Annotated in this window: 12 protein-coding genes; 10 read left to right on the forward strand and 2 right to left on the reverse strand. The window is 59.2% G+C overall.

Annotated features, from left to right (window positions below):
- Position 1 precedes the first annotated feature (1 nt).
- The 10 genes from AB4Z24_RS02545 (at position 2) to AB4Z24_RS02590 (ending at position 10,013) form a co-directional block, all read left to right on the forward strand.
- Positions 2-877 carry a NifU family protein gene (locus AB4Z24_RS02545; RefSeq protein ID WP_441705709.1) on the forward strand — a complete coding sequence of 292 codons (876 nt, stop codon included), beginning with the start codon at positions 2-4 and terminating at the stop codon, positions 875-877.
- Entirely contained in the window at positions 874-2,064 is a 1,191-nt protein-coding gene (locus AB4Z24_RS02550) for an NHL repeat-containing protein (RefSeq protein ID WP_441705710.1), read from the forward strand. Before AB4Z24_RS02545 ends, AB4Z24_RS02550 begins: the two co-directional genes overlap by 4 nt.
- Entirely contained in the window at positions 2,061-4,514 is a 2,454-nt protein-coding gene (hypF, locus tag AB4Z24_RS02555; protein WP_441705712.1) for a carbamoyltransferase HypF, read from the forward strand. The genes AB4Z24_RS02550 and hypF overlap by 4 nt, the downstream gene beginning before the upstream one ends.
- Positions 4,484-4,765, forward strand: coding sequence for a HypC/HybG/HupF family hydrogenase formation chaperone (locus AB4Z24_RS02560; protein WP_441705714.1), 282 nt, complete (start codon positions 4,484-4,486; stop codon positions 4,763-4,765). The genes hypF and AB4Z24_RS02560 overlap by 31 nt, the downstream gene beginning before the upstream one ends.
- A gap of 33 nt (positions 4,766-4,798) precedes the next feature.
- The gene (gene hypD / locus AB4Z24_RS02565; RefSeq protein WP_441705716.1) at positions 4,799-5,929 is read left to right on the forward strand and encodes a hydrogenase formation protein HypD; all 1,131 of its coding nucleotides are present in this window, start codon (positions 4,799-4,801) and stop codon (positions 5,927-5,929) included.
- Positions 5,926-6,996 carry a hydrogenase expression/formation protein HypE gene (hypE, locus tag AB4Z24_RS02570; protein WP_441705717.1) on the forward strand — a complete coding sequence of 357 codons (1,071 nt, stop codon included), beginning with the start codon at positions 5,926-5,928 and terminating at the stop codon, positions 6,994-6,996. The genes hypD and hypE overlap by 4 nt, the downstream gene beginning before the upstream one ends.
- A gap of 33 nt (positions 6,997-7,029) precedes the next feature.
- On the forward strand, positions 7,030-7,635 hold the full coding sequence (locus AB4Z24_RS02575) for a HupE/UreJ family protein (RefSeq protein WP_441705719.1): 606 nt from the start codon (positions 7,030-7,032) through the stop codon (positions 7,633-7,635).
- A gap of 63 nt (positions 7,636-7,698) precedes the next feature.
- Positions 7,699-8,037 carry a hydrogenase maturation nickel metallochaperone HypA/HybF gene (locus AB4Z24_RS02580; protein ID WP_441705721.1) on the forward strand — a complete coding sequence of 113 codons (339 nt, stop codon included), beginning with the start codon at positions 7,699-7,701 and terminating at the stop codon, positions 8,035-8,037.
- Complete coding sequence (gene hypB, locus AB4Z24_RS02585) at positions 8,037-8,969, forward strand: hydrogenase nickel incorporation protein HypB (protein WP_441705723.1); 933 nt, start codon at positions 8,037-8,039, stop codon at positions 8,967-8,969. The genes AB4Z24_RS02580 and hypB overlap by 1 nt, the downstream gene beginning before the upstream one ends.
- Positions 8,970-9,230: 261 nt before the next feature.
- On the forward strand, positions 9,231-10,013 hold the full coding sequence (locus AB4Z24_RS02590; RefSeq protein WP_441705725.1) for a bestrophin-like domain: 783 nt from the start codon (positions 9,231-9,233) through the stop codon (positions 10,011-10,013).
- A 110-nt stretch (positions 10,014-10,123) separates the two neighbouring features.
- Here the strand turns inward: AB4Z24_RS02590 and AB4Z24_RS02595 are convergent, their stop codons facing one another.
- Positions 10,124-13,297: an efflux RND transporter permease subunit gene (locus AB4Z24_RS02595; protein ID WP_441705727.1), complete on the reverse strand. Its 3,174-nt coding sequence runs from the start codon at positions 13,295-13,297 to the stop codon at positions 10,124-10,126.
- Positions 13,298-13,300: 3 nt separating this feature from the next.
- Positions 13,301-14,407, reverse strand: a complete 1,107-nt coding sequence (locus AB4Z24_RS02600; protein ID WP_441705729.1) for an efflux RND transporter periplasmic adaptor subunit — start codon at positions 14,405-14,407, stop codon at positions 13,301-13,303.
- Between the last annotated feature and the right edge of the window lie 151 nt (positions 14,408-14,558).

Raw genomic sequence — 14,558 nt, forward strand, 5'->3', positions numbered from 1 at the left:
CGTGACAGCAGTCAAAGCCGTCGAGAGCGAACCATGCGCCATTGCCGATTTCGTCGGTGATATCGAGCGCTTGGAGTTGATTTTCGAAGGCTGGGATGAAACACCGCGCGGGGCCGCCCTAGCATACGGTCGCGCGATCGAAGCGTTAAACGGCGAAGCGCTGCGCCGTCTCGTCAGTGCCTTGAAGCGAGACCCGGCCGCCCTCAAGGCCATGAAGGCCGCCGTTACCGATGAAGTTGTCTACGGCGTCTTGCGCCGCCACAACATCGTCAAGCCGAGCCTTACCGAGCGCGTCGAAGCAGCGCTCGAAAGTATCCGCCCTATGCTCGCCTCCCACGGCGGCGACGTCGAATTGGTCGCCGTCACGCCACCCTCCATTGAAGTTCGCTTTGTCGGCTCTTGCGACGGATGCCCAGCGTCGGCGTTGACGTTCCATGCCGGCGTCAAGAAGGCCGTCGAGGAAGCATGCCCGGAGATTACCGAGATTCTGCAGGTCAAAGCTTCCGCGACCGGCCATCACGACGGAGCAACCCTGCACTTAGTAAGTCCGTTTGCGAACGGGGCGGGAGGACAGTGGCATTACGCGGCCCGCCTTGCCGACATTCCGGACGGCGGCGTCAAGGCGCAGATTCTCGAAGGTGAAAAAATTCTTCTTTCGCGTCGCGGATCTATTGTGACGTGCTTTCAAAACGCTTGCGCGCATCTCGGTCTAGCGCTGGACGACGGGGAGGTGGCCGACGGCATCATCACCTGTCCATTCCATCAATTCCAGTATGACCTCATGACGGGCGAATGCCTGACTGCTCCGGCAATTCAGCTTCAGCCGCACGCCGTTCGCGTCATCGGCTCGCGGGTCGAGGTGAGGTTTGCCAAATGACTATGCGCGTGTCCCTTGCTCCGGTACGGCGGCAACCGGAATTCGACGGCGAAGCTCCGGCGTTGCTTGCAGCAGATGGCGCACGCGTCATTCTTGGCAACGTTTCGAGCCTCAATGGCATCGTCGACCCGATCACGCCGTCGCCTTCAACGCTGTTCGGTCCCCGCGGCGCGGCGCTCGCCTCCGAAGACGGTCCGCTTTTTGTTGCCGATACCGGGCATCATCGACTGCTCATCTGGAGCCGAACGCCCCGTCACGATGGAGCAATGGCGGACTTGGTGATCGGTCAGCCGAACTTCGAGAGTGAAGGCCGCAACGCCAAGACCTCTCCCGGACCGGCCACGCTCAATGTTCCCACGGGCGTTGCCGTGAGCGGCGAAGTGCTCGCCGTCGCTGATGCCTGGAACCATCGCGTGTTGATCTGGCATGGACTGCCGACACATTCCAATCAGCCTGCGGATGTCGTGCTCGGCCAGAGCGATTTCGAAAGCGTTCTTGCGAACCGCGGCGCAGTAGCAGCGGCGGACACGCTCAACTGGTGCTACGGCGTGACAATTGCCGATGGCGCGCTTTGGGTCGCCGACACCGGCAATCGCCGCGTCCTCAAATGGAACCAGATTCCAGCCGAGAGCGGCGCACCCGCCGATCTCGTCCTTGGGGAAACCGACTTCGTCACGCGCGATAGCAACGCCGGCTGTGCCGTTGCCGATGTTGGCATGACTTGGCCGCACTCGATTGCGGTGCTTGAGAGACATCTTCTCATCGCCGATGCAGGAAACAACCGCGTGATGATCTGGGACGAGCAGCCGGAAACGAATGGTGCGCCGTGCACGTTCGTGCTCGGACAACAGGACTTCTCCGGTATCGATCACAATACCGGTTCCTACTATCCGACGTCCGCGACGCTCAATATGCCCTACAGCATCGCCCGTGTTGGTCGCCGCATTGCCATCGCAGATACGGCGAACTCCCGCATCGTTGCGCATGACATCTCTGATCTTCGCATGTTCTCAGGGGCAGGCTACCTCGCGGGACAAGCGGGATTTCACGACAAAGGCGACAATCGCTGGCGCGCACCTCAACGTGATAGCCTGTGCTGGCCATACGGAATTGCCGTGTGCGGCTCGACGATCGTCGTTGCAGACAGTGGCAACAACCGCGTTCTGCTTTGGGACGTAGAACCATGAGCTTTGCCGCGCGCATTCCCACTGGACCGGTCGCCGAAAGCGTCGAGATTCGCGTCCGCGGCCGTGTACAAGGCGTCGGCTTCCGGCCATTCGTCTGGCGCAACGCGCGTGATTTTGGATTATCTGGATACGTGCTCAACGATGCCGATGGCGTTCTCATTCGCGTATGCGGAGAGCTCACGAACATCGAAGCGCTTATCGGCGAAATTCGCGCGCACGCGCCGTCGCTCGCGTCGGTTCAGTCCATCGAATATCAACGCTTCTCAGGCGAGTTGCCGGATACCTTCGAAATTGCGGAAAGCTCCGCCGGCCAAAGCAACACCGAAATATCGCCCGACGCCGCACTCTGCACGGATTGTGCTCAGGACATCTTCGATCCGTTCTCGCGCCGCTATCGCTATCCGTTCACAACTTGCACCAATTGCGGTCCACGCCTCTCGATCGTCCGGAGCGTTCCTTACGATCGCCTGACGACGAGCATGGCCGCCTTTGATTTCTGTCCCGATTGTGCCGCCGAATACGCAGATCCGAGTGACCGGCGATTTCACGCCGAAACAACGGCGTGCCATGTCTGCGGTCCGAAAGCCCGCCTCTACCGCTTCGATGGAAAACCCTTCAGCTTCGATCAGGCTTCAATGCTCGATGATGTCGACGCGGCGTTGGGGCTCATTCAGCGAGGCGAGATCGTCGCCATCAAGGGACTGGGCGGCTATCAGCTGGCGTGCGACGCGACCCGCGCCGACGCGATTGGGCGTCTCCGCAAACTGAAGCATCGGGACCGCAAGCCCTTCGCTCTCATGGCGCGCGATCTCGACGTCATCAACCGCTATGCGAGAGTCACAGCTGAAGACGAAGCAATTCTCAAAAGTGTCGCCGCGCCGATCGTTCTTCTCGAGGCCTGCGGCCCCGACCAGCTTCAGGAGGCCATCGCTCCTGGGCTGCGGACGATCGGCTTCATGCTTCCGACCACACCGCTGCATGCGCTTCTCCTCCGACGCATGAGCCGCCCGGTCGTGATGACCTCCGGAAATCGTTCCGACGCACCGCAAGTGACCGGCGATTCCGAGGCTCGTGAGGAGCTCTCAGGAATCGCGACCTACGCTCTCACCCACGACCGGGACATCCTGAACCGCGTGGACGATTCTGTCGTTCGGATAGCCGCAGGCAAGATGCGGGTCGTGAGACGCGCGCGCGGCTACGCCCCCGCTGCGATCGGGCTGCCGCACGGCTTTGAACGGGGTCCCCAACTGTTCGCCGCGGGTGGCGATCTGAAAAACACGTTCTGCTTTGTGAAATCGGGAGCCGCCGTCTTGTCTCAGCACATCGGCGACCTGGCCGATGCACGAACGTTCAACGATTACACAACGACCATCGGCCTTTATCGCGCGATGATCGACACCCGGCCCGAGGCCATAGTCTGCGATCGCCACCCGGGATATCGGAGCAGAAGACAGGCAGAAGACATGAGCCGTGACCTCGGCCTGCCGCTCGTCGAGGTTCAGCATCACCACGCTCATGTCGCGAGCTGTCTCGTGGAAAACGGCTGGCCGCTGAATGGTGGCCGCGTTCTCGGCGTCGCGCTCGATGGCCTCGGCTATGGCGAAGACGGCGAGATCTGGGGTGGCGAATTTCTGCTTGCTGACTACGCGAACTTCGAGCGGCTTGGGACATTCAAGCCCGTCGCTATGCTCGGAAGCGACGCGGCCTCGCGCGAGCCTTGGCGCAATCTCTATGCGCACTTGCTGGCGGAGTTGGGCTGGCAGTCCTTGCAGATGAATTTCAGTTCACTCGATGTCTTCCGCCATCTTGAACGCAAACCGCGCGCCACCCTAGATGCGATGCTCCGCTCGGGGTTCAATTCACCAAAATCTTCGTCCTGCGGCCGGTTGTTCGACGCTGTTGGGGCAGCAATGGGCCTTTGCTTCGACCACCAGGGCTACGAGGGCGAAGCTGCGGCCATGCTGGAGAGTGCCGTCGATCACGACGCGCTTCGCAGTGAGGACGAGGCGCTCGCCTACCCCTTCACGATCCCGAGCCTCAAGGAGACGGGACTTCCCTACATCGAACCGCTTGCGGTCTGGAATGCCATCCTCGGCGATCTGGTTCTCGAGACACCCGTCGGCGTCATGGCGGCGCGTTTTCATCGCGGGTTGGCGCGCGCCATCGCCGCCATGTGCGTGAAGCTCGCCGCTCGCAACGGCCAGTCTGGCTCACGCTTCGACACCGTCGCACTTTCGGGTGGCTGCTTCCATAACCGCATTTTGCTCGAGCAGGTCACGGACCGACTCGAAGCGGCGGATTTCAAAGTTCTCACCCAAGCCGAGGTACCAGCAGGCGACGGCGGATTATCGCTCGGCCAGGCAGCAATCGCGGCCGCCCAACTCATAGAAAATAACAAGACGACGGGAGGAAACACGCCATGTGTCTCGGTATTCCAGGGCGCATCGTAAAGATCGATGACGCCGCGAAGAGGTTAGCGACGGTCGACGTGAGCGGCATCAAGCGCCAAGTGAACATCGCGTGCATCGTCGATGATGCAAACCCGCCGGAATCCTGCGTCGGCACCTGGGTCCTCGTTCACGTAGGTTTCGCGATGAGCCGCATCGACGAGACTGAAGCCGCCGAAACACTGAAAATTCTGCATGAACTCGGAGAAGCGCAGGCCGAAATGGAAGCCATGCGCGCATCAGGACTGCGCTAGGACGAGATCGAACACACTGCCAGGAGATGTGTGATGAAGTACGTCGACGAATTTCGCGATCGCGACAAAGCCAAAACGCTGGTGAAGGAAATCGAAACACTCGTCGGCGAGATCGATATCGCCGGAGAGCGCCCAATTGCCATCATGGAAGTCTGCGGTGGGCACACGCACTCGATTTTCCACTATGGCCTCGAAGGCATGCTTCCCAAAAAAATCGAGCTGATTCACGGACCGGGATGCCCAGTCTGTGTGCTGCCTATGGGGCGCATCGACGACTGCATTGCGGTTGCCGAGCGGCCGGATGTGATCTGCACGACTTTTGGCGATGCCATGCGTGTGCCAGGCTCGCGCAAGAGCTTGCTGCAAGCCAAGGCCGACGGCGCCGATATCCGTATGGTCTATTCGCCTATGGATGCGCTTGTCCTTGCCCGCAAGAACCCGGACCGCGAGGTCGTGTTCTTCGGCATCGGCTTCGAGACGACGATGCCGTCAACGGCCTTGACGATCCTGCAAGCGGAGGCCGAGGGCATTTCGAACTTCTCGGTGTTCTGCAACCACATCACCATCGTGCCAACGATCAAGGCGATCCTCGACGACCCCGACATGCAGATCGACGGCTTCCTCGGGCCGGGACACGTATCCATGGTGATCGGAACCGACCCTTACGAATTCGTCGCCCACTACTACAAGCGGCCGATGGTCGTTGCCGGCTTCGAGCCGCTCGACGTCCTGCAATCGCTGTGGATGGTTCTGAAACAGATCAAGGATGGACGCGCCGAGATCGAGAACCAGTATACGCGCATCGTTCCCAAGGAAGGCAACGGCAAGGCTCTCGATGCCGTCTTCAAGGTCTACGAGCTGCGCGAATTCTTCGAATGGCGCGGCCTCGGCTCGATCGAGCATTCCGGCGTTCGCATCCGTGACGCCTACGCCCGCTTCGACGCCGAACGGAAGTTCGCGATGCCGCATCTCAAGATTGCCGATCCGGAGGCATGCCAATGCGGCGATGTCCTCAAGGGCCTCATCAAGCCCTGGCAATGCCAGGTCTTCGGAACCGCATGCACGCCCGAAACTCCGCTCGGTGCGCTGATGGTATCCTCCGAAGGCGCCTGTGCCGCATACTATCAGTACGGAGGAGTGAAAAAGCAGGCGGTGGCGTCATGAACGTCATTCCGATCAGTCGGCCGGGCCGAAGGCTCGGCACGGTCTCGGTGGCAAATGTCACGCTGGCACACGGCGGCGGCGGCAAGGCGATGAAGGACCTCATCGACGACGTATTCATATCCGTCTTCAACGGCTCGGGGCCCGATGCGCTCGAAGATCAGGCGCGCATAGATCTCCTTGGTTTGACCAAACTCGGAGACCGCGTCGCCTTCACGACCGACAGCTTCGTGGTCGATCCGCTGTTCTTTCCGGGCGGCGACATCGGCAAGCTCGCGATCTGCGGCACCATCAACGATCTCGCGGTCGGCGGCGCGAAGCCTCTCTATATTTCCTGCGCCGCCATCATCGAAGAGGGCGTCCCTGTCGATCTCTTGCGAAGAATTGCGCGCTCTATGGCCGAGACGGCGCAAGCCGCCGGCGTGAGAATCGTCACCGGCGACACCAAGGTCGTCCACAAGGGAGCCTGCGATAAGGTCTTTCTGACAACGACGGGGATCGGCGTTATCGCCGATGGCATAAATTTGGGCGTCGATCAGGCCAGACCGGGTGATCTCATCCTCGTCAACGGCCTCCTTGGCGATCACGGCGCGGCGATCCTTGGCGCGCGCGGTGATATGGCTCTCGATAGTCCGATCGTCAGTGATTGCGCCGCACTCCATGAACTGATCGCGCGCCTTCTTAAGGCCGCGCCGCACACCCGTGCCATCCGCGACGCGACGCGCGGTGGCCTCGCGACCGTTCTGAACGAAATCGCCGACGCCTCAGGCGTCTCGATCTCCGTTGACGAAGAGCACACTCCGATACGGCCAGAAGTAAAGGGGTTCTGCGAAATTCTGGGCCTCGACCCGCTTTATCTTGCCAATGAAGGAAAGCTCGTCGCCGTGGTTCCGCCTGATGAAGCCGAAGTCGCGCTGCAAGCTTTGCGTTCCGACCCCTTGGGACGTGACGCTGAGATCATCGGCAAAGCAGGCGACGGAGAATCCGGCCGTGTCACGATGCATACGGTTTTCGGCGGTGTGCGGATCGTCGATATGCTCGTCGGCGAACAGCTTCCAAGAATTTGTTGACGTCTTAAGAAACATCCACCGGGAGAAAATGCCATGCTGCGGAAATTGCCATTACTCGTAGGCGCTGCCCTCATACTGACTGCCGGACCAGCTCTCGCTCACGTCGGTGCGGGCCCAGTCGACACATTCAGCCACGGCTTCATGCATCCGCTGAGCGGTATCGATCATGTTCTGGCTATGGTTGCCGTCGGCCTGTTTGCGGCCAATCTCGGCGGCGCCGCACTCTGGCTCGTGCCATCGGCGTTTGTCGGCACGATGATCTTCGGCGGTGCTCTCGGCTATTATGGCTGGCCGTTGCCGATGGTTGAGGAAGCCATCGGCGCTTCGGTGGTTGTCATGGGTCTCGCAATCGCCTTTGGAGTGAGATTGCCGACGATTGCGGCGATGGCGCTTGTCGGTCTGTTTGCACTTTTTCACGGCCACGCACATGGCTCCGAGGGTATGGGTCTGGGTGTCGGCTTCCTTCCGTATGCAGCGGGCTTCGTCTGTACGACCGCTCTTCTCCATATTGCGGGTATCGCTCTTGGCCTCAGCCTCGACCGATTGGGCAACACGCCGGCGACGATCCTAAAGAGATCCGCGGGCACTGCTGGAGCGATCGCCGGCGTATCCATTCTGGCCGGCTGGCTCGTGACCTGAGTCTGTGAAGGGCGGCGCGGCTGGGGTCTCTTCAGCTGCGCTATCAACAGGAGTTGCGTGGCGATGCACGAACTCAGCATCACGCGAAACATCGTGGCGATCGTGTCCGAAGCCGCAGAAGGCCGCCGCGTTCTAGCTGTTACGCTTGAAGTTGGAGCGCTTTCCGGCGTCATGGCCGACGCGATCGCCTTCTGTTTCGGTGTCGTATCAGCCAAAACACCAGTTGAGGGTGCTCGTCTCCACATTCGCAGAATCGACGGGTGCGCCCGCTGCCGTTTGTGCGGCTGCGAGTTTCCGGCGCCCGCCCTCTATTCGCCCTGTCCTTGCGGCAGCCGGGAGACAGATCTGATCGGCGGCAGTGAGCTCACTATCAAATCGATGGAATTGGAGGAGGCGGCGTAATGTGCACGACTTGTGGATGCAGCAGCGGAGCCAAGACGACGCTGACTAATCTCGAGACGGGAAAGACAAGCCCGCTGCCGGACGACGATCAGGCGTATCATGATCATCATCACAAGCATGTCCACGCCGACGGAACGAGGCATAGCCATTCACATGCTCACGATGATCACCATGACCATGAGCACCTTCATACCCATAGCCACGAGCACAAGCCAATTCGGGTTGGAACAGTTTCGGTCGCCGAACTCGAAGCGCGGGTGCTAGAAAAAAATGACAAACTCGCAGCCGTCAACCGTGCCTGGTTCGCGGGACGGGAGATTCTCGCGCTCAATGTTGTCAGCTCACCCGGCTCTGGCAAGACGACGCTATTGGAAAGGACGATCCGGGATCTAAAATCGAAGAACGACCTTTTCGTTCTCGAGGGCGATCAGGCAACATCGGCAGATGGAGAGCGCATTCGCGCCGTGGGAGCGCCCTGCGTTCAGATCAATACGGGTACAGGATGTCATCTCGAAGCCGATATGGTCGCTCGCGGCCTCGAAGAGCTCAGGCCAACTTTTGGTTCGATCGTCTTGATCGAGAATGTCGGCAATCTTGTTTGCCCGGCGCTCTTCGATCTTGGGGAGCGAGCAAAAGTTGCCGTTTTTTCGGTGACGGAGGGCGAAGACAAACCGCTGAAATATCCTCATATGTTCAGCTCATCTGATCTCGTATTGCTGAACAAGATCGATCTGTTGCCTTACCTGGATTTCGATCTCGAAAAAACAATTCGGAATCTGAAGATCATCAATCCCCGAGCGACTGTGGTCCGTCTGTCGGCACGTACCGGTGAGGGTCTCGATCAGTGGTATGACTGGATTCGCGCACAATCGAATTCTGTCAAAGGCTCTCAAGCGCTAAGATCAGCGAAATCCGTCGACACTCAATATTGAACGATACGACCACTGCAAAATGCCCTTGTGGCCGGCAATCGCTCCTGAGCCGAGAATACCGCTCGGCGGTATAGCACGCAATAAAATCAATAACTTAGATGTTTTTGATGGCCCTCTTAACAGGCCGGGGACGTTCGCATTGGCCAAACTCAGAAACCATTCCGCAAGCGGAACATTCATCTAAACACCCGCGCAGTAGAAGTGCATTTCCGTTCGTGGCACTTATCGTGTTGAGCCACGCTCGCCCGGGGAAATAGGTCCATGTCGCACTATTTGTCCTCACTCCCTCTATGGATCTCGACACTGATCATAGTCGTGATACCCAGTGCGCTTGCCATGGTCGGGACGGTAATCATCCGGCGCAAGATCGGCCTAGAACGTCTGATGACAAACAACGAGATTGCGGGCTTCAAGTTTGCCACAGTTGGCGTGATCTACGCAGTGCTCCTCGCATTTGCTGTAATCGTCGTTTGGCAACGCTTTAGCGATGCCGATACCGCCGTGCTCCAAGAAGCTGGGGCTTCGGCAACAATTTATCGTCTGACGAATGGATCGGGCCCCGAAGCGACTGCGGTGCAAAATGCGCTGAGCAACTACCTGGAACTCGTGATTGAAAAAGACTGGCCCCGAATGGCTGGCGAGACTCCAACCGACGATGTGCGAACGGCCCTCAATCAACTTTACCAGACTGGAACTCGTATGAGCGGCACGAGTGGCGTGCAATCAGCAGCACTAGTCGAGATTTTCAGACAGCTCGACGTTCTCACCCAATCGCGACGAACGAGGCTCCAGCTTGCGACGGGTATCGTGCCCGGCGTTTTGTGGCTCGTTCTGGTTACGGGTGCGATACTAACCGTAGGATTTACGTTCTTTTTTGGAACCGAGAATCTTCACGCTCAAGTCATGATGACCGGCGTCCTATCCGCGATCGTTTTTATGGGCTTACTTGTGATCATTTCAATCAATTACCCATTCACAGGGCCGGTTCACATTGATAGCGAACCCATTGAACGCGTTCTCGCCGACTTCGGCCATCGCACTTAGCCCCAGGCCAACAGCATTTCTGGAACTCTTCCGGCAACGAATCTGGCGGTCGTGATTCCGAACCCTTCCGTGTCGCCCCCCGGGGTTGGGATCGTCTGCTGGCACTCGACTTACGTTGGCAGGCTGTTCTGGCGCTGCGCCATTCCCTCACTCTTGCCCTCGACGCGAGGCCGAGCGCCCGGCCGGAAGCGTTCGCGCAGCGCCTGGAACGTGACGTAAAGTGACGGTATCGCGAAAATGCCGATGCAGGACGCGAGAATCATTCCCCCGAATACCGGCGTGCCGACATTTCGGCGTGCCAGCTCCGAGGCGCCCGTCGCCACGACCAGCGGCAGCAAGCCAAGGATGAAAGCAAACGACGTCATCATCACCGGCCTGAACCTGAGACGGCTGCCTTCGGTGGCAGCCTCATTCAAGGCGACGCCACGTTCACGCTGTTCCTTGGCGAATTCGACGATCAGAATGCCGTTCTTGGCGGCAAGGCCGATCAGCACGATCATGCCGATCTGACCGTATAGGTCGAGCGTCAGGCCGCCGAGCACGATTGCCGCGTAGGCTCCAAAAACACCGACACTGACCGACAGCAAGACGGGAACCGGAATGGTCCAGCTTTCGTAAAGAGCAACGAGAAACAGATAGGCAAACAGCAACGCGAAACCGAGGATGATCGCCGTCTTTCCCTCGGCGCGCTTTTCCTGAAAAGCGGTATCAGTCCATTCGCCCGCATACGCATCCGGCAAAGTCCGTGCCGCTACTTGCTCCATGGCAGCGAGCGCCTGGCCGGACGAGACACCCGCAGCAGGGGAACCTTGAACAGTCACGGCACGAAGATTGTTATAGCGGACAATCGCCGGAGGACCGATGACCGGGCGCACCTCGACAAGGCTTCGCATCGCGATCATTTCGCCTTTCTCGTTGCGCACGTTGATTCGGTAAATATCGTCCACGCTTGAGCGGTCCGCCGCATCGGCCTGGACTTGAACCTGCCACGTCCGCCCAAAGAGATTCATGTTGTTGACGAAATAGCCGCCAAGCGAGGCCTGCAACGCTTGGAAGACATCACTCAGCTTCACGCCAAGCACCTGCACTTTGTCTCTGTCGATATCGAGATAGAGCGAAGGATTGGTGGCGGAATAAGTGCTGAAAACGCGCGATAGCTTCGGATCCTGATTGGCCGCGACCATCAGGCCACGCAAGACCTGCGCCAACGCTTTGGGATCCCCACCGCGCAAGTCTTTCAACACGTATGCAAAGCCGCCACCGGTTCCGAGGCCGATAATGGGAGGCGGCGCCAACGGTACGACGGTGCCGCCTGTAAGTTCTCTGAATTTTGGTCCGAGGCGCCCGATAAGCGCGTTCACGCCTTGCGAACGATCTTTCCGCTCGGCGAAAGGCTTCAGCGTCACCACCATGAAAGCGGAATTGGATTGCGAATAGTTGTCGATAAAGTTCAGACCGATGACCGAGGTTACATCCTCGACTGCTGGCTCGGCCTTCAAGATCGCTTCGGCTCGACGCAAGACGTCGGTGGTGCGGACGACGGATGCTCCGCCCGGAAGCTGTGCGACGACGAATAGAGCGCCCTGGTCATCCTCCGGCAGAAATCCGGTGGGCGTGATCTTCGCGAGCGCAAGGATGCCGGCCATGGAAACGGCAACGAGGCCGAGTCCGATCAGCGAAACGCGAAGGAGGCGCGCAACGGCAGCGCCATAGGCGTCGCGAACATAGTCGATGGCTCTCATGATCATGCCGATCAGCCCACGCCGGGGCCCGTGATGCGGCTTCAGAAAAATTGAGCACAAAGCAGGCGAAAGCGTAAGCGCATTGATCGCAGAGAGGAACATCGCCACGGCTATCGTCACCGCAAATTGCCGGAAAAGCTCTCCGGAAATTCCCGGAATGAAAGCGACTGGAACGAACACGGAGAGAAGCACGAGCGTGATCGCGATGATTGGCGCCGTAATCTCCCCCATCGCCAGCTTCGTCGCCTCGGCGGGAGTAAGCTCCGGACGCTCCTCCATGACGCGTTCGACGTTCTCGACAACGACAATGGCGTCGTCAACGACAATGCCAATGGCCAGGACCACCGCAAGCAATGAGACGGTATTCGCGGAATATCCGATCGCGAGGAGAACGATAAACGCTCCGATCAAACTCACTGGCACGGCGAGTGTGGGGATCAACGTCGCGCGGACGCTGCCAAGAAACAGATAGACGACGATGACGACAAGTATGAAAGCTTCGACGAGGGTTTTCTGGACCTCGTGGATCGTATCGGTCACGAACTCGGTCGGATCGTAAGTGATCTTCCACGCGAGGTCCTTTGGAAATCTCTTTTCGGCCGCTTCGAGCTTTCCACGAACCTCTTTCAGAGTTGCGATCGCATTAGCGCCAGGAGCCTGATAGATCGCGACAACGGCTGCCGGACCGCCGTTAAAAAGCGTTTCGCGGTCCAAGTTGGCTGCGCCGAGTTCCAGGCGAGCCACGTCACCCAAACGCAAGACCGAGCCATCCGGATTGGTTCGGAGCACAATTTTCTCGAAATCCTCAACGGAGCTGAGACGCCCTTTCGTCTGAAGGTTGAGCTGAAGCTGCTGTTCGTTGGAGATGGGGCGCGCGCCGATTCGTCCGACCGCGGCTTGAATGTTCTGCGCCTGGATCGCGTTTATGATGTCGCCTGTCGTGAGGTTGAGCCCCGTGAGCCGGTCCGTCCGAACCCAAGCGCGCATGGCATAATCTTGCGGTCCCCAAAGGACGGCGTCACCCACGCCCGGCGTACTCTTGATTTGGTCGAGAAGATTGATCGTAACGTAGTTGGAGAGAAATAGCGGATCATAGCTATGGTTCGGCGAATAGAGCGCCACGACGCCAAGCAACGCCGAGGACTTCTTCTTGACGGAAATACCTTGCCGCTGAACCTCCGGCGGCAAGCTCGAGAGAGCGACCTGAACCCTGTTGTTGACGTTGACCGTGTTGATGTCGGGGTTGGTGCCAAGCTCGAATGAGCAGATGAGCGTGTAACTGCCGTCGTCACCGCTCACGCTCTTCATATAGATCATCTTGTCAACACCGACGACCTGCGCCTCGATGGGCTGCGCGACCGTCGCGTCGACGACGGCAGAATTCGCGCCCGGGTAAGTCGTGGTGACTTGCACCTGCGGTGGCACGATGTCGGGATACTGAGCGACCGGAATGGCATAAAGGGCCAGGGCGCCCGCGATGGTCGTGACGATGGCAATGACGATCGCAAGGCGTGGACGATCGACGAAGAGAGCGGAGAGCATGGTTCAGCTCCGATCGGAGGTTCCCGGCAACGGCGACGCGATAACTAATGATCCGGGACGAACCGACTGCAGACCCTCGACGATCACCTGCTCCCCACCTGAGAGACCGTCGTCGACGATGACACCGCTTCCGCTTTCGCCACTCGTTTTTATTCGCCGGACGGATGCCTTGCCGTCTTCGACGACGAAGACGTAAACGCCTTGCTGATCCGCGATCAGCGCCGCCTGCGGAACGACGGCCTTTTCTTGCGGGTTGCCGGATTGCACAGCTACTCGCACCAATTGCCCATCGACGAGCGCGCCTGCCGGATTGGGAAATGTCGCCCTCACCAGGATCGTGTCCGTCGTGCGATTGACTGTGACGTCGATGAAATTGATCGACCCTTCCTGATCGTAAGTCCGGAGATCCGCAAAGCGCAGCGTCGCCTTCAGGCGTGTCGTGTCGAGTTCCCGCCCCGTTTCCTGAAACCGCAGGAATTCGCGCTGGCTGACGGGAAATGTAACGTACATCGGATCCTGACTGACGATGATCGTGAGTGGACCGGTCTCCGGGCTGACGACATTTCCCTTGGTGACGTTCGTTCTCCCGATCTTCCCGGCAACCGGGGCAGTAATTACCGTGTATCCGAGATTGATTTTGGCGGTCTCGAGATTGGCCTCATTGACGAGAATCGTCCCTTTAGCCTCTTCGTCGGCCGCACGGGCTTGGTCTCGTGCCACGGCCGTACCGGCGCTTTTCGCAAGAAGCTCTTCCGCGCGCTTAAGCTGAACCTCAGTGAGTACCTTTGCGGCCTTGCTGCGCTCCAGCGCGCCTTGGGCCTCGCTTACCGCCGCTTTGAACAGTCCATCCTCGATGCGGTAGAGAGGCGCGCCTGCCTTCACCAAATCGCCTTCCTTGAAATCAACCGATTCCAGGAACCCCGTTACGCGAGCCCGTATCTCGACGCGGTTGATGGCTTCCACACGCCCGACGAAATCATGCGCAGCCGAAACGGGTTTACGCTCGACACGCACGACGCCAACGGCGACCTTAGGCGGTTCGCCCTGTTGCGCATGAGCCTGAAGTGGGACCAGGAAGAGCGCCGTGAGAACGTATGGGATGAGGCGCATTTTCGGCCTCCCTCTTACTGACGACTGCAACAATCTTCGTAAAAATCTTCAGTCGAAATTGTCGTTTGGTAGGCCGCGCTTCCGAGCAACAATACCCTCAACAGACGCCCTGGTCACGCCCTCTGAGGAGAGGTCGTCGCGCATAGTTACT

It is taken from the genome of Hyphomicrobium sp. 2TAF46, assembly GCF_052114865.1.
Classification (GTDB): domain Bacteria; phylum Pseudomonadota; class Alphaproteobacteria; order Rhizobiales; family Hyphomicrobiaceae; genus Hyphomicrobium_B.

Excerpts from the sequence above, each read along its gene's own strand:
- hypB (WP_441705723.1), top strand. The coding sequence starts at position 8,037 with ATGTGCACGACTTGTGGATGCAGCAGCGGAGCCAAGACGACGCTGACT.
- AB4Z24_RS02580 (WP_441705721.1), top strand. The coding sequence starts at position 7,699 with ATGCACGAACTCAGCATCACGCGAAACATCGTGGCGATCGTGTCCGAA.
- hypF (WP_441705712.1), top strand. The coding sequence starts at position 2,061 with ATGAGCTTTGCCGCGCGCATTCCCACTGGACCGGTCGCCGAAAGCGTC.
- hypE (WP_441705717.1), top strand. The coding sequence starts at position 5,926 with ATGAACGTCATTCCGATCAGTCGGCCGGGCCGAAGGCTCGGCACGGTC.
- AB4Z24_RS02595 (WP_441705727.1), bottom strand. The coding sequence starts at position 13,297 with ATGCTCTCCGCTCTCTTCGTCGATCGTCCACGCCTTGCGATCGTCATT.
- AB4Z24_RS02560 (WP_441705714.1), top strand. The coding sequence starts at position 4,484 with ATGTGTCTCGGTATTCCAGGGCGCATCGTAAAGATCGATGACGCCGCG.
- AB4Z24_RS02575 (WP_441705719.1), top strand. The coding sequence starts at position 7,030 with ATGCTGCGGAAATTGCCATTACTCGTAGGCGCTGCCCTCATACTGACT.
- AB4Z24_RS02550 (WP_441705710.1), top strand. The coding sequence starts at position 874 with ATGACTATGCGCGTGTCCCTTGCTCCGGTACGGCGGCAACCGGAATTC.
- AB4Z24_RS02600 (WP_441705729.1), bottom strand. The coding sequence starts at position 14,407 with ATGCGCCTCATCCCATACGTTCTCACGGCGCTCTTCCTGGTCCCACTT.
- AB4Z24_RS02590 (WP_441705725.1), top strand. The coding sequence starts at position 9,231 with ATGTCGCACTATTTGTCCTCACTCCCTCTATGGATCTCGACACTGATC.
- hypD (WP_441705716.1), top strand. The coding sequence starts at position 4,799 with ATGAAGTACGTCGACGAATTTCGCGATCGCGACAAAGCCAAAACGCTG.